Origin of the sequence: Pseudorhodoferax sp. Leaf265 (genome assembly GCF_001422365.1) — a bacterium.
GTDB lineage: Bacteria > Pseudomonadota > Gammaproteobacteria > Burkholderiales > Burkholderiaceae_C > Pseudorhodoferax.
In genome coordinates, this window is the sequence record NZ_LMMT01000020.1 from 1 (window position 1) to 22,749 (window position 22,749).

A 22,749-nucleotide genomic window follows, 5' to 3' on the forward strand; every position below is an offset into this window, starting at 1 on the left:
TCCTCGATCTGCCAGCCGTTGGCCCCGTCGCCACCGAAGTAGTTGTCGATGCGCACCTGGTCGCTCGTGCCCTTGATCTTGAGCACCAGGGTGTCGCCRTCGCGGCYGRCCARCACGTCGGCCACCGCCACGCCAGCCTTGAACACCAGCTTGTCCAGGTTGCCCGCCGTGGTGTCGGAGTCCACGATCCGGTCCTGCCCGTCGCCCCGGCCAAACAGGTAGGTGTCGTTGCCAGCACCGTTGTAGTTGCCGTTCCAGGTGTCGTACACCCCACCGGCCAGCAGGTCGTTGCCCGTGCCGCCGTCCAGCGTGTCGCTGCCCGCGCCGCCTTGCAGCACGTCWTCGCCCGTGCCACCTTGCAGCGAGTCGTTGCCGTTCTCGCCCTGCAGGTTGTCGTTGCCCGTCCCGCCGATCAGCGTGTCGTTGCCGTCGCGGCCATAGNCCACGATCCGGTCCTGCCCGTCGCCCCGGCCAAACAGGTAGGTGTCGTTGCCAGCACCGTTGTAGTTGCCGTTCCAGGTGTCGTACACCCCACCGGCCAGCAGGTCGTTGCCCGTGCCACCTTCCAGCGTGTCGCTGCCCGCGCCGCCTTGCAAAAGATCGTTCCCGGCTTCCCCGTACAGCGCGTCAGCTCCGTCATTTCCCGCTAACGCATCCTCTCCAGCACCGCCGAACAACAGGTCATTGCCAAAGCCACCGGAGAGGTTGTCATGCCCAGCGGCCCCATCAATGATGTCATTTCCGTCTCCACCATCAAATGTGTTGCCTTGATCATCGCCGCCGAAGGTGTCTGCGTCAGAAGTCCCAATTGCGCTTGCGGTCGGCGAGAAGCTGTAGCCAGCAAGGTTTAATCCGTCACGTACATCCAGATTTATCGCTCCCTCTTGGATAAGCAAGCGAATGCGGCTAGCGCCATTCCAACCGAATGCATCAAATTCGCCCCCCTGTACTCGATACAAATCCAGCAGTAGCGCGGCACCCTCTTGCATATTAGATGCCATTGCTTCGCTCAATGCCGCATCCAGTTGGTCGAAGGCGAGATAGGCTTCGTCGCCGGAAAAGACTACATCAACCAGATCAAGATAGGGCGATAAGCGCAAACTCGGCAGCAAATTGGTCGCCACATCATCAACGATTCGACCCCATAGCGCGTCTATATGCGAGACTCCAACAAGTGGTGCCGGAACCGTCAGCCTTATATAACCAGCCTGGCTAGACATAACAGCATTTCGATTCTCAACCACAATTTGAGAAAGTGGCACCCAAGTTTCTACTGGGCGACCAGATCCTTGAACAGCTGCTCTAGGAGTATAACTCTGAGCATCTCCAAATATTTGGCTCCAGTTTAGGAACGAATAACCAGTAAAGGCCTCGTAGGCTTCGATCCTATCGATGCCTCCGATCATTCGGTCGCGCATAGCATCAAAGCTTGCGCGATCAGAAGAAGACAGTGTTTCCCGAAACGCATTTCGCGCCTGATCACTGGCCTTGATCGCGGCGTCCATCCAGCCCCGCTCCTGCTCATTGGCCGGATCGCTTAATATCAATCCGTATCCTGCAGAAAGAGCACTCTTACTCGCACCAATATATTGCGAGGACCGCCCCCATTCCAGAAGCAACTCGCCTACTGCTGTACTGTATGCACCCCTTGTAGCAGTCGCTTTGGCCGCGTTGTACAACTCCAATAAATTAGAGTTTTGTGTCGCAGCCTCTTGTAGATCTCGCACCCATCCGCTTCCTCCCAAATTTTGGATCTTCTTGGCCTCGATGCTTACGGCTATTGGTGAGAATGAGCGCACAAAATTATTCTGCGCCAAAATAAAACTACCGACCTGGCCCTGTGTTCCGTCGGGACGGCTGAAGCTGCTACTTTGAACCAATATGGCGTCACCATAGCTTGCATTTGTTGTGCTGCTGCCGAGTCCTATGCTCTGGATTCCGGCCTGAGTCAGAGTCTGAAGTTCATTTTCTTGACTGATACCATCTTGATTCAAATCTCGCCAGACACGAATATCGGCGTACTGTGCATCTAGATGATCGAAAATTCCATCACCAGCGCCACTGATCTGGCCGTCTACAATGCTCCCAACATCAAGATCCGCCAATGCGCTGAAACCGTGTTGTGCCTTTTGACCGGTCGACAGAATTGTTTCATCACCGAAAAGCTCTTTCCCAGAATCGATTTGGCCGTCTCTATTGCGATCCAATACAAGCAGTCCGTCGTCTGGCGCAGCCCAAGCAGTCCCCGTTTTAATGGAGTCACCATCTGTATCAAAAAGAATATTTTTGTTAAGTGGCGTTATTTCCAGGCCGTCGCCATCCAAATCCAGAATGAGTGGGTCTACATACCTGATCGTCTTAACAAGAGGGTCGGGAGTGCTCCCAATCGCGGTCGAAACTGCGGTGGGATCCGCCGATCCAGTTGTACCGCTGCGCGGTGGCAGAGAACCGCTTGAAGGAAAGCTGTTCTTCGCTCCGGTTAGGAGAATCGAAATACCAGCAGCCATTGGCCTCATCGGCAATGGAAGCACCCCAGCCAATAATCCAGCGACTGCAGCGCCTAGCCCCAAAAACTTCTGACTGGCATCAAACGCATTTCCGCTGTTGAGTGCGACGTGGAAATCGGCATAATTTTTCAGGACGGCAGCGCCCGCTCCCGCCAGTCCAGCCGCACCAACCATTTGAGAGAGGCCGGGAGGTAAACGAGCTGCAACTGCGCCTGCCGCAGCTGCCGCGCCGGACAGAGCATCGAATATTGCCGCCGAGTTGCCATCGGGGCTGTTGGGAACATTCTTCCAAGCGTCGACGAGCGTGTCATATGCGCCGGCTAGATCGTTTAATGCATTAATTGAAAATCCGACGTTCATAGAGCCCCCCCAAAAAATGCTTTAAGCATTAGAAAGCAAAACATCCAAACAGTAAGAAATGCGTTTAGTCTTCCGAAGGATTTCTTTTGGAGAAAAGCATTCCAAACTATTAACGCTAAAAATCCAATAAATCCAACAATCAGCCCCGTGAAACTCAGCAAAGGCGACCACTTCTCGAAGCGAGGTGAATGAAGTAAGACAAAGAATAAGAGGCAAGAAAAAATTGCCCCCACAAAAAGAATCAACTCAATCTTGCCCATCGGCCCTTTACTCAATTTAGCACCTCCAAAAAATGCCAGTTCTCTAAAAAATTACGACGACACCATTAGATGCAAGCTGGAGACCGAGTGATCGTTGCGTTCTTTGCAAGCTAAGAAATTCCTTGACGAACGGATTATTTCGTGTCGCACGCCGCGCATCTCATGCATTTAAAACACCAGCACCCCGATTCTCGGATACTTTTTTATCAGCAGCGCTGCATAAATATCTCGATGCGACGCGACCGCTTCACCGCTCTCGGAGACTTTCTCTGGTCGCCCGTTGAACTGGACTAAATAAGTATTCGATCACTTTTCTTTTACCTGTTTTGATTTCAGCCGTAATGTTCATGCCGGCACTAAGTCGGACAGGCGATCCATCGACGTCAATAGTTTCCCGGTGAAGGCGTAACGCCACAGGAAACACGGCACCTAATTTTTCGTCACTCACCGCATCAGCCGTAACCATTTGCACCTCAGCATCGACTGTCCCGTACCGAGTGAAGTTAAATGTATCGAACTTTATTTCCGCTTGTTGTCCCAAGTGGACAAAACCTATATCTTTGTTGTCGAGGGTTACTTCAGCACGCAAACCGGCACTATCCGGGACAATAACCATCAATACCTGAGCATCTGTAACGACGCCACCTTGTGTGTGAACAGCCAACTGCTGAACCATTCCTGCTACCGGAGCCAAAAGGGTCGTGATTTTTTCTCGCTGAACTGCTTTTAGCTGTTCTTGAAGAGTCTGCTCCCGTGTAAGATCGGCGCGTGCCAATCTCTCATGAAGCGACCGTAGTGTTTCAGCGAGATATGCAGCTTTAGCATTCTCGCTTTCCGCAGACGAAGCACTTGCTTCATACAGTCGAGCGCGCTGCGTATCCAGATCACGCTCCAACTCGATCCGCTCGCGCTGCCGGTCTTGACCGGCATGGCTCGCCATAAAACCTTGTAACGCCAACTTTTGGAAGTCCTCTTCCCGCTGACGACTGAGCGGCAGCGTTGCTTCCAGCTTTGCCATTATCGCTCTTGCCGTTTCCGTTTCCGCTTGACGTCTGGCGAGCTCCGACCGGAATCTGGACAGTTTTGCCTGAATTTCACCCCATTCGGCATCGAGCTGTGCTGTTGCCGACCGCAGCTCAGTCTTTGTCCATTCTTTAGGAAAAAAGTCCCTAGACGTCGGCAGAGTAGCTGACTGGCCTTTCAGAGCCGCTAAAAGAAGTTGAGTCCGCAGAGATTCGGATTGAGCAGCTTTATACTGCTCAAGAATACTGAACTTGTCGGCGGTAGCTGATGTTGGATCTAGCGCCACTAAGGGTTGACCTGCAACGACGCGGTCGCCGTCTTTGACTAGCACCTCTTGCACAATGCTCGTCTGAAGGGGTTGAATTAGTTTTGTGCGTTCACTAACGACAACGCGCCCGCGAGCAATCGCCACGATGTCGACTTCGCCGATACTTGCCCATATCAGTGCGATACCAAACAACGCCATCATTGCAAATGCCAAGCGTCGCGGTGCCGGGTGGATCGGTGTGTCGCGAAGACTTAACGCCGCAGGCAGGAATGCGGCCTCGTCGGTAAGCCGCCGCGGTCCTACCAGCTCTCGTCGCATACCCCAAGCCGCGCCGAACACTGCCCGGTAACGCGCAAGAAGCTCAAATACTGGATGCTGCGTGCATGCCGAAGCGTGCAGTTTTGACGCCGGTTTATTCATCGTTTTGACCACATGCTTCATGCGCTGGCTTCGACCTCAGGTTGACGCGACTCCTGCATGCGCCAAAGGTGTGCATATAGACCTTGCTGCTTCTGCAAAAGCACCTCGTGCGGCCCTGCTTCCGCGATGCGACCGGACTCCATGACGATGATGCGATTTGCATGCCGCACCGCCGAGAGTCGATGCGCAATGATCAGAACGGTGCGCCCGCGCGCGATGTCTCGCATGTTGCGCTGAACGATGGCTTCGCTCTCGTAATCCAGCGCACTTGTGGCTTCGTCCAGGATAAGGATGCGGGGGTTCGTGAACAGGGCCCGCGCAATAGCAATCCGCTGACGCTGTCCTCCGGACAGCGAGGCGCCCTGCTCGCCTACTACTGTGTCGTAACCCTCTGGCAACTCGCTGATGAAATCGTCGGCGCCCGCCAGTTTCGCCACGTGCACCACGGACTCGATGCTCGCGGCCGGGTCCGCGATGGCGATGTTCTCGCGCACGCTGCGATTGAACAGCAGGTTTTCTTGGAGGACGACGCCCACCTGCCGGCGCAGTTGAGCCGCGTCGATCAGGCTGATGTCAATGCCATCGACGAGAACACGGCCTTGCTCCGGGCTGTACAGGCGTTGGACGAGCTTGGTGAGAGTGCTCTTGCCAGAGCCTGATCGGCCAACGATGCCTAGAACCTCGCCAGGCCGGATGTCCAGTCGCAGTTGGTGCAGTACAGGTGATGCTTCGGGGCGGTAGCGGAAGGTCACTCCGTCCAGCGTGATGCGGCCTTTGATGGGCGGCAACTGAGCCGCGCTGGTGGGTGCAACCTCGGTCCGGGTGTTCAGGATGTCGCCCAGTCGAGCCACAGAGATCCCGGTTTGCTGGAAGTCTGTCCAAAGCTGCGCCATCCGCATGATCGGCTGCGCCACTCGCCCAGCGAACATGTTGAACGCCACGAACTGCCCCACCGTCAGCTGGTTGTCCATGACCAGGTGAGCGCCGTACCAGAGGGTGGCGGCGTTGACCAACTTGCCGATGAGGTTGACACCCTCGTGCGCCCACGTGGCCAAGTTCTGCGTTCGGAAACCGGAACTGACGTAGCCGGCGAGCTGGTTGTCCCACCGACGAGCAAATGCGGGTTCCAACGCATGCGCCTTGACCGTCTGGATGCCCGTGACGGTCTCGACCAACATGGCCTGGTTCTCTGCTCCCCGGGCGAACTTTTCGTCCAGGCGACGGCGAAGGATCGGGACCACGGCCAAGCTCAAGCCGAAGTACAACGGGATGCTTGCCAGCACGATCAACGTCAGGGGCACGCTGTAGAAGAACATGACCGCGATGAAGATCGACGAGAACAACACGTCAAGCACCACGGTCAGCGCGTTGCCGGTGAGGAAGCTCCGGATGTTCTCCAGCTCACGTACGCGTGCGACCGAGTCGCCGACTCGGCGCGCTTGAAAGTACGCCAGCGGCAGCTGCACAAGATGGCGGAACAACCGCGCACCCAGTTCGACGTCGATGCGGCTGGTCGTGTGGCTGAACACGTAGCTTCGAAGACCGCTGAGGATGCTTTCGAAGATCACGACCACGAGCAAGCCGATGACCAGGACGTCCAGCGTCGTCATGCCCCTATGCACCAGCACCTTGTCCATGACCACCTGAAAGAACAGCGGGCTGACCAAGGCGAACAGCTGCAGCACGCAGGAGATCAGCAGGACTTCGCCGAGCAAGCGCCTGTGCTTGACCAAGCTTGGAATGAACCAGGAAAAATCGAACTTGGCGAGCGCGCCGACCAGGCTTGCACGGCTCTGAAGCAAGATCAGATCGCCGGTCCATTGCTGCGCGAACAGCTCCATCGGCTGGATCTGCGGGCGCGAGGGTGTCGTGCTGAAGTCTTGGAGCAAGACACGCTTGCCGTCGCATTGCGCCAGCACCACAGCACGAGAGCCACCTTCGGGATCGTGAATCAGCGCCAACGCAGGCAAGGGAACATGGGGTAATCGCTCGGTCGTGGTTCGGCTGCTTTTGGCCTTGAGACCCAGTCGGCGCGCGCCCAGCAAAAGCTCTCGCACACCACTGGACTCTGTCGGCCCCAGACCCATCTGATGAGCGAGTGTTGCCGGGTCCGCGGGCACTTGGTGGTAGGCCGCCACCGCACACAGCGCTTTGAACGAAGAACTTGCTCCGAGACGGGCGTTTTCGTCGGTGTCTGCGCTCGGGGCGCTGGTCGAGGCCCCCGGAGGAGCCCTCTGAAAGCTGATGTCCACGTCGCCCTTTGTTGCTTCATGTTCTCGAATGTCACAACAAGTGTCCGACGAAGGCCCGAACTCCGTAACCTGAAGAGGTGGTAAATATTCACGTTTTGGGATGGGGGGACGGTCTGGTCAGGTATTGGTCAGCCTCCATTTCTTGTTCCTCGGCCCGTGCGCGCTAGCGTCCTGCGACGTGTTCTGCCAGCTCGCAACTACTCGATGGCTCCGACACTGACCTATGGACGTCCATACTTTGAAGGATGCAACCCCTACGACCGTCTGAAGACGTCGCGATTTGGTATACCCTCCGCGCCAAATTCGTGACATATAGAAACCTTGATGACGATTGGACACATTGAGCGGCGCGTAGTGCCCCTCGCTCTTTCCCTGGTTCTAACGGCGGCCCTCATGGCTTGCGGCGGCGGAGGTGGCGGCGACGAGCCGAGCGAAACCGCCGCCGTACTGCGGCCTACGTCGATCGCAGACGTTCCTGCCGGTTGCGCGGATCCTTCCATGTGCCAAGCCGTGACCGCGACTTTTCTGGACAGCGACGGAACCGCCAGCGTGTTCTGGGGTGGCGCCGATTCCGGCACCATGCCGCGCTGGCGCGCCGCGTCTCTGGCTCCAGGTGCGTCCTCCCCCGGTCCCACCGTCGAGATCGCGCTTGCCCAAGGCAACTGGTGGACCCAAACGGCCGATTTGGGGAACAAGCGCTTCGCGGTGATCGAGACCCTTACGTCCAAATGGGAGTCAAGGGTCGTGGACCTTTCGGCGCCATCAAGCCCCTCTGTCAGTCCGCGCGTCGTCTTGGACGTGGGCTACCCGGCGCAGATGGTCACGACGCAATTCGACGGAGCCTACGTCGTCGGCACGAACGTGTCCCTCGGGCCGATCGACATGGGTGGGGGCATCACGGCCCAAGGCACGCCCATCGAGTTGCCATCGAACCTGAGCCGACCGACTTGGGGGCGCGTCGAACGGTTGTGGGGTGCTGCTTCCGCATGGTGGGGCTTCAACGCCACGAGCACGACCGACACCCAGCAGAACGTGTACCTGGGCTTGGTCGACTTGGCCAGTGGAGCGGTGCGGAGAACCGAAGACCGTCGCCCCATTCCATGGGTCGACAACGGCTCCAACTACTACGCTTGCCGACCGAACCGCGAGCCCTACATCGAGGTCAGCGACTACGGACAGGGTCGAGCCGTGATCGGCTGGATCCAGCGCAAACTGGCTTCCAATCGCGGTTGCGACATCGTCGCCGACGGCGCCACGTTGACCGGGCCATCCGCGAACGCCGCGGGCGGGCCCGTGCTGGGAGGATCCGTTTCGGGCCCCGTGGTGCTTTGGCAGGAATCGGCTTTGGGCGCGACCGACCACACCCCAGGGCCATCTCGGATCGTATGGCGGTCGCAGGATGCGCAAACAGGAACTTGGGGAGCCACGAACGAGCTTTCATTCCATCCCCACGCGTACATCACCGGCCGCACGTCCGCACCTCAAGGGCTCATAGCAATTGCTTGGGCGGGATGCCCAGACCACACGAGCAGCCGTTGTACGAACTACCTCACAAAGTTTGTGCGAGGCCAGTGGCAAACCGTAAGCCTCGGCGCGGCGGGTCCGTTCTCCCCCTTTTACACGCAGGTGGCCATCAACATCCACGGCGACGCGATCGCGGTATGGAGCTTTTCGGCGGCCGATCGATGCCCCGAGGGAGTGACCGCGCGTTGCGCACGTGTTTACGCGCAGCGATTCTGAAGATTTGAACCGGCGCGCTGATCGCTCCCAGGATCCCTGTCGGCGGCGGTGGCGCCGAACGGTGTGAGCTGCCAGCGTGCCGCCTGACTGCTCACATTGAGCGCGAGGAAACGAGCACAGGGTCCCAGCGCGTGCAACAAACCACCCCGTCATACGCAGAGTCATGGCAAACCAGCAATTCGGCACGATCGAAACCCCTGACGGCCCACTTAGGTCGATCATCTGCATGGACGAGGACCGTCCCAACGAGGCGGTGATGCATTGGTGGGGCAATGAAGCAACGACCGCATCAGGTGCCCTCGTTGAACTTCACTGGACGTCCGAGTACGAAGCCCAGGTGATCCCGAGGTTGTCGCTTTCCAGCGATTCGGCCAGCGGAGAAATCACGGTCCCGCAGTTGTCCGCAGAACTGCAGGCCTATTTCAACGGCTACAGCGCCAAGTTGCGGCGTCTGAAGAACAGATCGCTTAAGGGCGAGTGGTCGCACGAGCACGGCGCGCATGGCAAGTTCTCCTACTCGCCTTTGACCAACGAAACACGCGTCAACGCCACGCAGTGCGCAGACTGGCGGGAGTTCAAGCAATGGGCAGACGACACCAGGGGACTATTGGACGCCGTCATGTACCGCGGCCACGGCAGCCACCGGTTTAGGCTTTCGACAACGTTGCATCGCTCCGGCCGGACCCGGCTGGAGCGCTACTGCAGCGAAACCCTGCAACGGTTCCGCGGCTACGCAGAAGCAGTGCTGAGCTTGCGGTTCAACATGCGCGACTCCGAGGATTACGCCACCCTCCTCGGCTTGGCGCAACACCACGGCTTGCCCACCCCTCTTTTGGACTGGAGCACCTCGCCTTACGTTGCCGCGTTCTTCGCATTCTCCGATGCATTGGAAATGGAAGCATCGAGACCGGACGTCTCCCACGTCCGAATCTACGCACTCACGCGGTCCTTCGTGGAAGCATCTGCGCCGAAGGTCGTCACCATCCCGACGCTGATGCCTTACGTCTGCGCGTTGTCGATCTCGCCTCGCAACAACCCGCGGCTGTACGCGCAGCAAGGGCGCTTCCTTGTCACCAACGTGGCCGACCTTGAGCGTTACCTGTGCGTGCTCGAAAAGGCACAGGGTACCCGCATTTTGGTCGCCGCCGACGTCCCTGTTGAATGTGCTCGGAGCGCGCTCGAAGACCTTGCCTTTATGGGCCTCAACGCTGCCACCATGTTCCCAGGGTTGGATGGAGTGTGCCGGATGATGAAGCATGAGATGTCGTTCCGACGCCCTCCGATTCCTATGCCTGTGAAGCGCACGGGCGACGGCGCCTCCATGCTGTGATCGCAAGCCAGCGGCCTGCGGTTCGACTTTCGTTCACTCGTGTACAACGAAGACTCTTCTTTCATCATACGAATCATCATGAAAAAAGCGATAGTCGCCGCAACGCTCCTTTCAGTGGCGGCAATGGTGCATGCTGCGCAAAACTATGCAGATCGAAAGGCCCACATCGTCAATGTCAGCCCCCATGTCGAGCTGACACAGTTCACGTTCTCGAACGAGGATCGGGACAGAGGGCGAGGTTTGTCGTCGGACACCCGATTCATCGCAAACTATTCTTGGAAGAACACGTCACAGCAACCAATCATCGCACTGGAAATTGTGATGTTGAAGTACGACGCCTTCGATGAGCGGCTCATCGGAAGTCGCTTTATCGTGCAAGGCACCAACAGCGCGAATTGGTCACCTTTGCAACCTGGCCAGAGCAGCTCAGACGGCTCGATCGGATTCCGAGATGAAGATGTTTACACCGGCATTGCCTATGTCAGGCGCGTCCGACTGAGCGACGGATCGGTCTGGCGCGTTGACGATTCAAAACTGCTTCAAGAGTTAAAGAAGGTTGCCCCTAGCATCCGCAATCCTGGGAATCTAGCGCCTGACGCAAAACCTCCCGCAAAGGAATGACTGCCGGGCACTAAAGCTGCATCTTGGCAGACGGTTCGCTCCCATCAGCCTTAGCGCATGAGATCGCACGCTCGACGTCGCACGAGCCGCAGTGTGCCGAATGCTTGAGCGCCGCTGCTTGCCGCAGTCTCCCTGGTACTGACTGGAACTGGACAAGATGGACGTAGCGTCCGCGGGCCGCGAAAGACTTTCAACTTGCTCGCACAGCGGTCGCACGCTCACTGTTCTCAAATTTCGCTGAGCAACAAGCGACTGAACCAAGCGAAACGCGCCAAAAGCAGCTTGATCATCGTCGTGGAGGGAACGTGTTATCTCGAAAAAGCAAAGGCCAATTTCATCCCGAAAGGTGGATGAAAGAAGGGAACCACCTGCTTGCATCCTCGAAGATTGCAAGAGCGACGTGGATCGTCAGGCGCGCTCGGTTCAAGCGAAAGCTTGAGCGCCAGCCTCCACCATCAAAGTTGTCCGCGTCCAAGTTCGCTGAACTAGAAGCACTCCCGAAATCGTCGTGCCTGCTCCTTGGGTACGCCGTGGAAATGTATCTGAAGGCGGGAATTACAAAGTTGTTTGTGGGGTGCTCGGAAGACTTCTTCGACCACGCTGTCCGTAAACGCTATGGTCATAAGTTGCGCCAACTGGCGAAGGACCTTCATTTCGATGCGAGCCAGCAAGATCTCAACGATTTGAAAGACCTGGAAGCAATGATGGTCACCGGTGCTCGGTATCCCGTGGTGCCGGGTCCTGACGGTTCGAGTGCAGAGCAGGAGAGCGAACGGACGCGGACGATGTGGAACGGAACCAGCTACTTTCGCTTCCGTCAGTTGGCTCTGCGTGTCCGCCGGCACGTCTCGCACATCGACGCCGACCCTCAACGACCGATGTCGCATTGGAGGGTGCCGTTTGGCGGTGACGGCTACGTCGTCTGTCGATCGGGAGGTGGATTGCCACCTCGAGTCACTTACAGGCGCGGCAGCGATCGGATGGACGACGGTGACGACGTGCTCCAGGAGGTAAAGCTTTTGGTGGTCGCGCGACATGACTTCACTGGCATGTGGGACGTCGCCGTGAAAAACGAAGATCGAACCGGATTGCCGAAACTCTCCAAGCACTGCTAGCGAATGGGCTGCTCGTTGGCGGGGTCCACCGGCCGAGGTCGAGCCGCCATCTTGCAAGATCGCCGGTCGCTCCATTCAGAACTCGTGCCGCTCTTCTATCGACGAGCCGGGCGCCAGCTCAAGCGTGCACTCGACGACCTCAGCGTCTCCATCCCGACTTCGGCGTTGAGCGACCACCCGGGCCGCGTCCATGGTTTGAGCGCTCGACGGCAGCGCCACCTGCTGGCGAAACACCTCAATGGCGGGCGGCGGTGTTCGGATCGTAAGCCGGCCGCCGGCGTCGAACCGCTCCAGCAATGCGCGCCCTACTTCCGTGACGCGAACGGTGACGGTCGGCTTGGCCGTGCGCTTGGATGCATGGATCACGCAGCGCCCCTCGATGACGAGCGCCATGCGAATCACTTCCTACAGCTTCTCTGACGAGGTCGACAGCCCCAGAGCAACTGGAATGCTCTCGTTCACCATCCTTGCGATGGAGCGAGCCGCCTTCACGTAGTACGCAAACCTCAGGTGATCCGTCAGCCACTCCTGACTGCCCTGTTGCAGACCTCTGGCCGCAAGAGCGAGCAGGTTTTGCAATTGGTCCGCGAGGTTCCGTCAAACGGCCGGCGCACAAACAAGCTGCACGCTGCGGCGTGGCTCGAGTCAGCCGGCCCTCGCGACCGGATGCCAGCAGCGTGCACCCAAGCTACATCGTTCATCAAGCACTTCGCGACCGAGGGGGAGCGCCTGTGCTCAATTATTGGCTGCACACTCAAGGCAGCTAAATCACGCGCGCTTTGAGAAATGCTGATTTGGCATCTGCCGCGGCTCTTGCGAGGTGGACGACTCCGCCAATTTCGCTGGCGTGCACGACGTTCCCGAGATTCATCATCGTGTGAACCACCGGAACCACGTTCACGGCCGTAGGAATGTCCCTTTGAACCAGCGAACCCTCGTTGGTGAAACGTGGTCCTGAGGCAAGAACGCCCAACAACTGCGCCCTGGTCCCTGGGGTGTAGGCGTTCTGCTTGGTCCTGTACATCAAATCTTCGAAGAGAAACACCGGGGATCCGCTCGAACCTGGAAAGCAAGCTGCGTCGATGACAAATATCGATCGCCCGTTCCATTTCAAAAAGGGGTGCGAAGCCGATGTTCCGCGCCTTGCCAGCGGTCGATTGTTGCGCTCGTCCCACAATCCATTCGGGTACCCGATCATAAGGATGGGTTCGATCGGTCGAATGTTGATCCGCTCGTCCATAGGCACGAGAAAATGTTCTTGCAGAAACGTGTTCCTCAGTTCCTTCCCTGCTCTCTGAATATCGTCCAGAATGTCGCTAATAAAAAAAGCGCACAAGTCGACGTCGGGATCTGGATGCCGCGACAACCGCTGCTGGCATCCTGGAATGACGTACGTGAGGTGCACGTCACCGGGGCCCGCGACGATTTCTCCGAGAGCATCTCCCGGGTTTCGGACCGTGAGCGTCAGCTTGATCTCGTTGAAATTCGCCACTACGTGCTTGTTCGTGAAGATCAAAGGAATTTGGGCCTTTCCCCCTGGCGCATCAAACTCGTCAAGATAGAAGAACCCGGTGCCGACGGACGCCGACGCCCCGCTGTTTCCGCAAAGAAGGCGAACCGTTGACAGCGAAATGAAGGTTGCTGGATTCATACAAAGTTTGAGTGGTTGTATGGGACGTTCGGCATTCCTGCCGAATTGGGTTTGGGCGGTCGGCCTTTGTCCGCTTCGACTGTGGTGCCTACGGCCCGTTGCATTGAAAAATCAACTTCCGGCGTGCTGTGACGATCACATGGCCGCTTGGATGCCCACCGCCCCGGCGCGAAGCATTGGCCATCCAACAATCACGGGGGAGAAGTCTGAACTTGGGCTCAGCTCGAAAGAGCGATCCGTGTCCCTCCAGGTTCTGCGGGACAAACGCCCGACGATGACCTCACGACTGCATCGGAGCGAAAACCACTCGTTGGCGATCCTTGCCGACCAACCCAGTGCCTCGGTTTGCAACAATCGCCAGCACTCACACCCGTTGGAATCGATAGCTCAAGGTGAAGGACGTCGGCACCGCGTCGCCGACCGAAAACGAAGCCTGCGCGCAGGGCGTGTACCAATCGATGCGCCGTTCACCGTTTTCACCGGGAGTGACGGTGATGCGCGAAAGCACATCGCCGTTGCAACCGATGTTCATCACGATCGGACCGTTGGAGTCGAGCGTGGTTTGGAAAATCAGCCCAACGACACCACCCTTACTCTGGCCCGACTCCAACTCGAACGTCTTCGAAAAATCGTCGACGCGAAGTTCGTCGCCGCCGCACGCGCTCAGAGCGATCGCCGCCACGACCGCCAAAGGCGATGTCAGGTAGAGACGCGGGAGGCATGCCATGAGAAGACTCTAGCAGCCATTTCCCGCGATCGCACCCGCTCAATTCGTACGTGCGTCGTTCATCGTCGGGAAATTGAACGTTGTCGAGTGCGTCTCTCCTTCTTGAATGACAAGCTGCGACGTGTTCGAACTGCCGCCCGGCAGGGTAAGCGCACCTTTGAGCCTGATCTGGAACCCACAGCCACCCTTGGTGCCGTCCAGTTTGCAATTCACGGTGAGGGTGTGATCGCCTGAAGGAATCTGGTCGAACTCAAACTCTCTCGATGCTCCCTGCGGCGTGTCGCCCACCGCTTTCCCGGCGATCGACACCGTGTAGATGTCATCGTAATCCGGCCCGTCGTCAAAGACAGTCAGCGTCTGAGATGGCTCCAGGTAAACCAGATAGTCGACGCCCACGGTCACGTTTTTCCTGATTCGGTTGACCCAAAGGAGCTTGTAGTTGAGAAGCGCTGCTTGTGCGGCTTCGGGAGTGGAATTGGGAGCCGACGTGAACAAGCGCCTGCCAATCATGTTGTTGTTCAGATCCATGCGCTTGTCGTCGTCGTTGGCAACGCTGCTCTCATGGGCCGTGGCGAACGCGGTCGCCCACCCGACGGAGCAGCACTTGCTCATGAGCCAGTTCCAGTAGCTGTGCCTGAAGGCGTCCGCACGCGTCAGATACATGGAGCCGGAAAAGGTCTGCTCCGTTGCGGTGCGCGCCTCGGTGGTTGCCGTTCTCGATAGGTAGGCTTTGACAGGATTTGCCAGAACCAATGCCTTCTCTTCCGGGTTCAAGCTCTGGAACGTGTCCCACATCTCCGAGGCTTTGATCTCGCGAGGCAATGCTTGCGTGGTCGCTTGAGGGGCCAGGCGAGCCAACTCAGCGACGAGTGCCCTCGCGAACTCGGTGGAGGTTTGCGCCAGCGTCGGCTGTGCCGCCCTCACGCGGTCGAACGCGGTCGCAAACGTGTCCAAACTGAACGAAGGCGCCCTGTCGCTTTCGGCTCTTGAAAGACCGTTCGTTTCGGCGTCTCGGAATGCGATCGGGGTCGCCGTTTCGGGCTGCACTTCGATGGGGTCGTTCGAAGGCTCACCCGCGAAGCCACCGCCGATGGTCACGTCGACACTCACCGGTTGAACGGGATCGGGAATGCTGAGTACGGGTTCGTTGGACGCTTCGGGTTCGTCGCCTCCCCCTCCGCATCCGGTCATGGCGAGAACGATCGATGTTGCCGAAACGGCGAACACGGTCCGGAATGAGTGCATGGTGATTGAATGTCGGTGGAGAAGGAACACGGGCCACACGGCCCGGCACGCAACGCGCCAGTAAGACGCTCAGGGGCCGCGGCATTATTGGCCGGCATTGCGGCATCGGATCGGACGGCAAGCCTGTCCGCGCACCGAACTTCCGCAATCGGAGGGATGCGCCAGACGTTGGCGCAGTCGTCGGCACCCCGAGCTCCAGAGCCGCCGTCGAGGGCGAACGTGCGGTCACGCGTTGCGGCTCAGACGCAGTCGGCCGATCAGGTGCGACCAGGAAGTGCAACGTCGCGAGGAACACCGTCATGGCGGCCTCGTGGATCCGCGGGCGAGGTCGGATTCTGGGGCGATTGCTGGTCGGCCGCTCCCTGCTCGATCGCAGCGGATCGGGCTTTGTCTGCACCAACCCGGACTGGCAGCCTCGACGTCTTGCTGAGCTAGACAGGTGCACTTCTACCTTACGAGACCAGGACAGCCGTGCGCTTTTCCCAGTTTGTCCCCAGCGGCGTTCAGGCACCACAACTTGCCCGGTCATGTCGACCCCGCCTTCGCCACTAGATCTTGGACTTCCGCGCTTCGCGCCGTACCTGACGCGGCGCGGCCCCGTGCACCACGATGAGACCGTTCAACGCCGTAGCCACAGACACACCAGCCGCCTGACCGTCAGAACGACCGTCCAAACTCGTTCCCAGACGGGACGCAAGGTCTGAACTTGCGATCGTGTTGCGAAGTCGCGTCAGCCATGCCTCGAGCGAAACGTGTCCATCGGAAGTCCAAAACAGGGGCACCTTCGCCAGACCCGACATCGCAGCGATCCAGCCGACCTCGACGGCTCCCTCACGATCCCGCGGGGCCGGCTGCTTCAGTGCTTCCACCGCCGACGCGAACATGCGCTGGGCCTGCCGCCTAACGCTCCCATCCTGGAGGTATTCGACATCGAACGCGGATTCGGCAGACTGAGCCACAACCAACTCCGCCCAACGCGCATCGTGGTCGAACGGCCCGCCGTTGGCCCCTTGCGAAAAGTACTCGCCGTAGACAGCCGCGAAGTGCCGCGCGACGACCATGAACGCCCGCAGTTGCTCCTCCGATTCAAGCAGAACGTAAGGAACGCCGATGACGAGCGGCTCACCAAAAAACGGGTCGCGGCCAAGATACCGCGCCTCGTATCCGAAGAAGTTCGACAACCCCGGCGGATCCATCGACCTGCGTTGATGCCCCAGCACGCGGTACTGTTGGATGGCCCCGAGAAAGGCATGGGCGTCGCCAAAATCCGGGAGCAGTTCAAGATGTAGTGGCGCGTCATCGTCAGGCGCCGGGTCGACGAGAGAGGCCACGAAGGCATCGCCGCCGAAGTGCCCCATGACGCAGGCAAAGTCTTTCACGCTTTGCGTCGTTAAAGTTGCCCCTGCCGGGTCCATGAAGGTCACGCTCTTGAGGCGGGACGCCTGCGTCAGTCCCGTTTTGATCGTGGCCCAGTTCAGTTCGCCAAACGTGCCCTTGGCCTCCGCAGGGAACCATTGTCTGCTTGTGTCTTGCACCAAGTAGTCGGGACGGCTCCTGTTCTGAGGATTTTTTGGAGCCGCGGAGATCCACCTCGACGCGGGCGACGCGTAGACCGAAAGATGCCAGAAGCGCTTTACCTTAGACCCTCTCAGCCTGAACCACTTTTCACAGGCAATCCGGCATGCGAGGCCGCCGAGAACAAAGCTTGCATCACCTCTCTCAGTGCTTTCCAAAAACTTGGTGAACTCTCGCAGCCTGAGGTTCGAGTCTTCGATCTTCAACAGCTTCATCAGCAAAGTCAGACGCCCACGCAGGTATCGGCGTAGCTGCTTCTGCTCCGTAGTCTTCATCTCCAAGCATGCGGTCTGATCGTAGCCCGCGCCGTACCCTGTATCGATCGTCCAAGCAACGAGCTGAGCGAAGTCGCACTTCACCAGAGTGTCGTTCGCTTCGAACCATTCGTGAATTCTGGCCGCGCTGGCGTTCAGCGCGGCTTTCACGGTTCGACGCTTGCGCAATTCGTACAGGGCAACTGGAACTTTGAGGGTTTTGATAGTCATCTTCTCGATTGGATAAGGCGTCTGATCAAACGACCGTAGTCGTTTGTATTGAATCGGCGGCCAGTCTCCCAAACCTGCCACCTGCCACCTGACTCGGCTTGCGCAACTGAACGACATCGAGCGCATTGGACTGTTCAGGGCCCTGCCGATGAAGCAGAGCTTAGCCAGAGCGAAGGGGTGCCGCGCAGCAATGGCGCTACAACCGGCTCCCCTGACAAGCCGGATGTCCTCTACTGTGAGGAAGATGCGGCATGGACCTGTTTGTCCGGCCGAGCCCGCCGGCCGGCTCCGCCTTGGCGCGCGACACAATCGAACTCTCCCCCCTGCAACGTGGCCAACCGTTGAACTCACCTGCACCCGCCTCTGCGCCCTCCCCGGCCCCACCGACAAGATCGTTCGCGTGGACCACGATCGCACAGATGACAGCGGTTGTGACCGCTGTCGGCGGACTCTGCTTGCACCTCATGGGGGCCACGTACAACGCGGAGTACTACCGCCGGTGGGGCCTGGACGCTGCCTTCTTCCCGCTGTCGACCGATGCCACCGTCGTGCTCGGCTACGAAGCCTTCGTGAACGGCGTAGCCGCGGGCGCCCTGGCGCTGTTTCGAGATCTTCGGCCCTGGCTGTACGGATACGGCACGGTCCTTGCCGGCACCCTGCTGGTCGGCGCATGGATCGGTTGGCGCCAACTGAAAGGAAAGCACGTGTGGTCACCAGACGCACGCTGGCGTCGGGTGGCACCGTTGGCCGTGCCCGTGTTTGCGGCCTTCGCAGTCCCGGCGCTCGTCATCCCTTACGCCGGCATGCTCGGCGTGTTCGCGCTGGCTCTCCCCATGTCCACCGCCGAACACTACGCGCGCCAACAGGCCGATGCGCGGCTCCTGCAGTTCAAAGCGGGGTGCGACGACGCAACCGGGTGGGTCAGATGCACCACGGTCACACGCAACGGAACCGACGCGATCACGGGATTCCTTGTGGGTGCCTCGTCGTCTCACGTCGCGATCTACGATCCCGTCCAGCACCGTGTGACGACGTTGGAGCGCGCGGGCCTAAAGCTGTCGGCGCAAGGACCTGGTATTGCGCTCGACTGGAAAAAGTAGGCGGTTTGTTCGCCGCCGTGGCACAGTCGCGTGCTCAAGCGTGCCGCTCGGCACCGCAGACTTCTGGTGGTGGCGTCGGTGCCGCTCGACAAGCGGGACCGAGCGCTCGCGAGGCTTTGTCTATCGCCTGTTCGAGGCGCCCTGGCTAAGGATGCGACGGCTAGGCACAATTTCGCAACGAGCGAGGCCTAGCGGCACAGCGAGAAGCCAATGACCTCGCCCTGCGAACGATCTCAAGCGCCCTCATCGATGGGATGGTTCGCGGCGGGCCCGGTCGCCAGCATCTTTTTCATGGATACCCGGTAGAACGGATCGCCTTCTACTTCGTAGAAGAGGCTGGGTCCGCTCCACACGGTGAACCCGAACGAGTCGTACAAATGCCGCGCAGCCGGATTTAGCTCGTTGACCTCAAGAAGCATGCCGACGAACCCGCAATCGGCCGCGTCGTCGATGCAGGCTTGCACCAGCCCCCTGGCCACCCCCTGACCCCGGTATGGCGGCGCAACGATCACGCTCGACAACCCGACCCACGCATCGCCGTCGGTATCCCATGGGTCTTTCGGAACGGGCGACACCGTGGCAGCTCCGATCAGGGTGGACGAGCCTGCCCATGCACCGATCGTGCGAAAGGGCTTTACGAGCGTCTCCTGGATCCGATGCATCGCGAGCCCGTGCTCACGTTCCTGCGGCGTACCGAGCGTGAGATCCTCGTGCGCTGCCTGTCTCAGCTTCTGCAGGGCCAGTGCGTCGTCGGCAGTCAGGGGTCGAATCACCATGCTCATGGGGCATAGCGTACCCAGAGCAGATGCCCACCCCATGGCGTGGTCGCGATCTCGCGCCTCCACCGGAGGATCGTCGTCCGTCAAATTATGGAAAACCGCGGGGATTCCCGATCCCACCGCATCGAGCAAACCCGCGCTCGCAGACGCAAGCTGCGCGCTCGCCGGAGCTGGCCAACGTGCGCTAGGGTTCGGTCGGCGCCGCGACAGTTTCTGACACCACCATTTCGTGGAAAGCCTCGGACCTCAGGTGCTCGGCCACGCGCCGCTCTTTGTAGCCTGCGATCTCCGGTTCATCCTTAGGGACCGCCATGCCCGTTTCCATGAGGATGGTGCTTGCGGCGCCCTGTAGCGCCTCGGCGAAGCCATGCGCCTGTAAAGGGAAAGCTCGTGCGTCTTGCCCTCTGGGCGTCCGCCAGACCGCGACCTAGCCGAACGCGCCCAGGCCCCGTCGTTTCCTGCTCAACCGCTTGGCCAATGCGTACTCTCGACCTCGGGGAACGGCTTGAGAATCGGAACGCACGTCGATACCGATACCCGATGGCGGCCCACCGGGCACGTTCTTGTGATTTGGCATGCAAGCAAAGGCCTGTACGACGCACAGCGCGCCTGTACGGCCATTGTCGGAGCTGGCTGCGCGACAGCGAGCACCGGAAGGTGCGCTGGCGTTCCGTTCGCCGCCAGCCACGAGCACCCCTCCTCGCCGCTGCCTCACTTCCTGGATCGACCTTGTTAAAGGGCGGAAACGGGGTGTCGGTCATGAGCGGGGTCAAGTGCCGTTGGACGTCTCAAGGCCTCCGCTCGGCTGACCGAATGTGAAGGCCAGCTGTGAATAACTATAGGTTGTCTGCCTCGGTCGAGCCTCCTTTTCTTGCATTGGTTTGGGCTGTTCCCGAGCCGTCAGGCGAGGCCCCCTCCGCGTCTCCAACGAACTGAGCAGTTGTCACCTTGCGGCTCTGCTCCCGCGTCTTGATCCGGCCCTTGGCCTCATGGCTGCTGTGGCGGAACCGGTAGGACTCATTGCCCGTCTCGATGATGTGGCAGTGGTGGGTCAGCCGGTCCAGCAAGGCCGTGGTCATCTTGGCATCGCCGAACACGCTGGACCACTCAGCGAACGTCAGGTTGGTGGTGATCATCACGCTGGTGTGTTCGTACAGCTTGGACAGCAGATGGAACAACAGCGCGCCGCCGGCCTGGCTGAACGGCAGGTAGCCCAATTCATCCAGCACGACCAAGTCCATGCGCACCAGGCTCATGGCAATGCGGCCAGCCCGCCCCTGGGTCTTCTCCTGCTCCAGCGCATTGACCAGGTCGACCGTGGAATAGAAGCGCACCCGCTTGCCGTGCCGGGTCAAGCCCGAGATGCCCAGCGCCGTGGCCAGATGGGTCTTGCCAGTGCCCGGTCCACCGACCAGCACCACGTTCTGTGCATCCTGGGTGAACGTCATGTCGGCGAGCTTGTGGACCAACGCCTGATCGACTTGCGAGACCTCGAAGTCGAAGCCGGCCAGGTCGCGGTGCATGGGGAAGCGGGCCGACTTCATCTGGTGGGCAATGGAACGCATGGCCCGGTCGGCGTCCTCGGCCTGCAACAAGTGCTCCACGAGCCAGCGTGAAGCGGCCAGGGTGGTATCGCCCCCTTGCTCGGTCAGATCGGCCCAGGCGGTGGCCATGCCGTTGAGTCGCAGCGCTTTCAACTGCGCCTGCACATCGTTGGTGGTGTCACGCATGGCCGACCTCCTGTCCATCCAGATGCGTCGGTCTCAACCGGTCGTAGCGTGCCGTGTCGGCCACCGGCACTTGGCTAAGCCGCAGCGAGGTCTCGGCCTGCGCCGGGGTGACGGGGTTGTTCAGACGGGCCAGCACATTGCGCACATGCTCGACGCTGATGCTGCCACTGGGCGCCATGCCTTCGAGCACCAGCTCGACCGCCACCAGCACCGCTTCGAGCCCGGCCTGCGGCACCACGGCCAACACCTGGGCCATGGCCTTGTCGCCACCAGGATGGCGCAAGAGTGACTGACGCAAGCGCAGCAGCGGCGCCGGCAGGTCCAGGAACGGCGTGCCGTTGCGCAAGGCGCCGGGCTTGCGTTGCACCAGCGCGATGTAGTGCTGCCAGTCGTAGCTGGTCTGGTCGCTGCCGGGCAGCCGCGCATGGCTGGCCACCACGGCATCGGCCGTGGCCACGTCGATGCGGCCGGGATAGACCCGGGTGCTGACGATGTGGCCGGCCCACTCGCACGGGACAGAGTAGCGGTTGCGGGCGGCCGCCACCAGACACGTGCTGCTGACCCGTGCCAGCCGCTCGACGTAGCCATCGAACGGGGCCGGCATGGACATCAGGTGGCCTTTCTCTAGCTCCCACATCTCGGCGACCGTGAACTGCCGGTGGATCGGGTGGGCGGTATCGGCCCACACCGAACGGCAACGCTCGCCCAGCCAGGCGTTCAGTTCGATGAAGGAACCGAAGCGCCGCGTGCCGGCCTCGATCCAGATGCGCCGCCGGCTGTCCTGCACGTTCTTCTCGACGACGCCTTTCTCCCAGCCCGAGGCGACGTTGCAGAAGTCGGGATCGAACAGGTAGTGGCTGCACATGGCAGCGAAGCGCGCGTTGACGATGCGCTGCTTGCCGCGCTGCACCTTGTCCACGGCGGTGCGCATGTCGTCGTAAATGCCTCGCCGCGTGACGCCGCCGAGCGCTTGGAACGAGCGGGTGTGCGCGTCGAACAGCATCTCGTGGCCCTGGCTGGGATAGGCCACCAGCCAGAAGGCTCGGCTGGCGCACAGCTTCAAGTGCGCCACCTGGACGTTGTAGAACACCCCGCCGACGATCATGGCCTCGTCGCTCCAGTCGAACTGGAAGGCTTCGCCAAGCTCGAAGCTGAGCGGGACAAAGGCCTTGGTCGGGCTGGCCAACGACTCGACCCGCCAGCGGCGGATGTAGTCGGTGATGGCGCTGTAGCCGCCGCGGTAGCCCTGGGCCTGAATCTGCGCGAACAAGGCACGGCCGCTGCGCCGACCCTGCTTGGGGCGATGGCTGTCGGCCGTCAGGGCCTGGTGCAACGTCGGCTCGAAGGCCGTGAGCTTGCCCGGGGCGCTGACCCGTTCGTACTTGGGCACGACCTCGCTGGGCGCCTTGAGCCACTTCTTGACCGTGTTGCGCGACAAACCGGTGCGCTTTGCGATCTCGCTGAGGGAGAGTTGGTCGCGCAACTTCATGCGTCTGACCTTGCCAATCATGTCCATGGTGATCACCTTGCTCCCTGCTGAAAGTTTCAGCAGGTAAGTGGA

Annotated in this window: 16 protein-coding genes and 1 pseudogene; 5 read left to right on the plus strand and 12 right to left on the minus strand. The window is 59.9% G+C overall.

The window, feature by feature from the left end; genetic code table 11:
- The 4 genes and pseudogenes from ASF45_RS36535 to ASF45_RS17670 all read right to left on the minus strand — a co-directional run.
- The coding region (locus tag ASF45_RS36535) for a calcium-binding protein (RefSeq protein WP_304440568.1) at positions 1–441 on the minus strand (441 nt) is incomplete at both ends.
- 1 nt (position 442) lies between these two features.
- A pseudogene (locus ASF45_RS37120) lies at positions 443–2,867 on the minus strand (calcium-binding protein); the annotation flags it as partial.
- 507 nt (positions 2,868–3,374) lie between these two features.
- Entirely contained in the window at positions 3,375–4,859 is a 1,485-nt protein-coding gene (locus ASF45_RS34655) for an HlyD family type I secretion periplasmic adaptor subunit (protein WP_156473059.1), read from the minus strand.
- Positions 4,856–7,090 (minus strand): type I secretion system permease/ATPase, encoded by a 2,235-nt coding sequence (locus tag ASF45_RS17670; protein ID WP_369802142.1) that lies wholly within the window; start codon positions 7,088–7,090, stop codon positions 4,856–4,858. The genes ASF45_RS34655 and ASF45_RS17670 overlap by 4 nt, the downstream gene beginning before the upstream one ends.
- Before the next feature lie 510 nt (positions 7,091–7,600).
- Between ASF45_RS17670 and ASF45_RS17675 the strand changes: the two genes are divergently transcribed.
- From ASF45_RS17675 to ASF45_RS35415, 4 genes are all read left to right on the plus strand, one after another.
- Positions 7,601–8,830 (plus strand): hypothetical protein, encoded by a 1,230-nt coding sequence (locus tag ASF45_RS17675; RefSeq protein WP_156473060.1) that lies wholly within the window; start codon positions 7,601–7,603, stop codon positions 8,828–8,830.
- Positions 8,831–8,993: 163 nt separating this feature from the next.
- Positions 8,994–10,160 carry an FRG domain-containing protein gene (locus ASF45_RS17680; protein ID WP_056665380.1) on the plus strand — a complete coding sequence of 389 codons (1,167 nt, stop codon included), beginning with the start codon at positions 8,994–8,996 and terminating at the stop codon, positions 10,158–10,160.
- A 39-nt stretch (positions 10,161–10,199) separates the two neighbouring features.
- A complete protein-coding gene (locus tag ASF45_RS35410; RefSeq protein WP_156473061.1) occupies positions 10,200–10,781 on the plus strand; it encodes a hypothetical protein in 582 nt (193 codons plus the stop codon).
- A 530-nt stretch (positions 10,782–11,311) separates the two neighbouring features.
- Positions 11,312–11,896: a hypothetical protein gene (locus tag ASF45_RS35415; RefSeq protein ID WP_156473062.1), complete on the plus strand. Its 585-nt coding sequence runs from the start codon at positions 11,312–11,314 to the stop codon at positions 11,894–11,896.
- Between the two features lie 75 nt (positions 11,897–11,971).
- Here ASF45_RS35415 and ASF45_RS17685 read toward each other — a convergent pair whose 3' ends face one another.
- The 5 genes from ASF45_RS17685 to ASF45_RS17700 form a co-directional block, all read right to left on the minus strand.
- Positions 11,972–12,289 (minus strand): hypothetical protein, encoded by a 318-nt coding sequence (locus ASF45_RS17685; protein WP_056665383.1) that lies wholly within the window; start codon positions 12,287–12,289, stop codon positions 11,972–11,974.
- Positions 12,290–12,659: 370 nt separating this feature from the next.
- On the minus strand, positions 12,660–13,547 hold the full coding sequence (locus ASF45_RS35420; protein ID WP_156473063.1) for a serine protease: 888 nt from the start codon (positions 13,545–13,547) through the stop codon (positions 12,660–12,662).
- Between the two features lie 364 nt (positions 13,548–13,911).
- Complete coding sequence (locus ASF45_RS17690; protein WP_156473064.1) at positions 13,912–14,274, minus strand: hypothetical protein; 363 nt, start codon at positions 14,272–14,274, stop codon at positions 13,912–13,914.
- A 39-nt stretch (positions 14,275–14,313) separates the two neighbouring features.
- Positions 14,314–15,519, minus strand: coding sequence for a hypothetical protein (locus ASF45_RS17695; protein ID WP_156473065.1), 1,206 nt, complete (start codon positions 15,517–15,519; stop codon positions 14,314–14,316).
- A 548-nt stretch (positions 15,520–16,067) separates the two neighbouring features.
- Positions 16,068–17,579 carry a hypothetical protein gene (locus ASF45_RS17700; RefSeq protein WP_056665392.1) on the minus strand — a complete coding sequence of 504 codons (1,512 nt, stop codon included), beginning with the start codon at positions 17,577–17,579 and terminating at the stop codon, positions 16,068–16,070.
- 251 nt (positions 17,580–17,830) lie between these two features.
- Here ASF45_RS17700 and ASF45_RS17705 point away from each other — a divergent pair, with 251 nt between their 5' ends.
- Positions 17,831–18,679: a hypothetical protein gene (locus ASF45_RS17705; RefSeq protein WP_156473066.1), complete on the plus strand. Its 849-nt coding sequence runs from the start codon at positions 17,831–17,833 to the stop codon at positions 18,677–18,679.
- 233 nt (positions 18,680–18,912) lie between these two features.
- Here the strand turns inward: ASF45_RS17705 and ASF45_RS17710 are convergent, their stop codons facing one another.
- The 3 genes from ASF45_RS17710 to istA form a co-directional block, all read right to left on the minus strand.
- On the minus strand, positions 18,913–19,461 hold the full coding sequence (locus ASF45_RS17710; protein ID WP_162244021.1) for a GNAT family N-acetyltransferase: 549 nt from the start codon (positions 19,459–19,461) through the stop codon (positions 18,913–18,915).
- Positions 19,462–20,294: 833 nt separating this feature from the next.
- Entirely contained in the window at positions 20,295–21,188 is an 894-nt protein-coding gene (gene istB / locus ASF45_RS17715; RefSeq protein ID WP_056665401.1) for an IS21-like element helper ATPase IstB, read from the minus strand.
- Positions 21,181–22,704 carry an IS21 family transposase gene (gene istA, locus ASF45_RS17720; RefSeq protein ID WP_056665530.1) on the minus strand — a complete coding sequence of 508 codons (1,524 nt, stop codon included), beginning with the start codon at positions 22,702–22,704 and terminating at the stop codon, positions 21,181–21,183. The genes istB and istA overlap by 8 nt, the downstream gene beginning before the upstream one ends.
- Positions 22,705–22,749 lie beyond the last annotated feature (45 nt).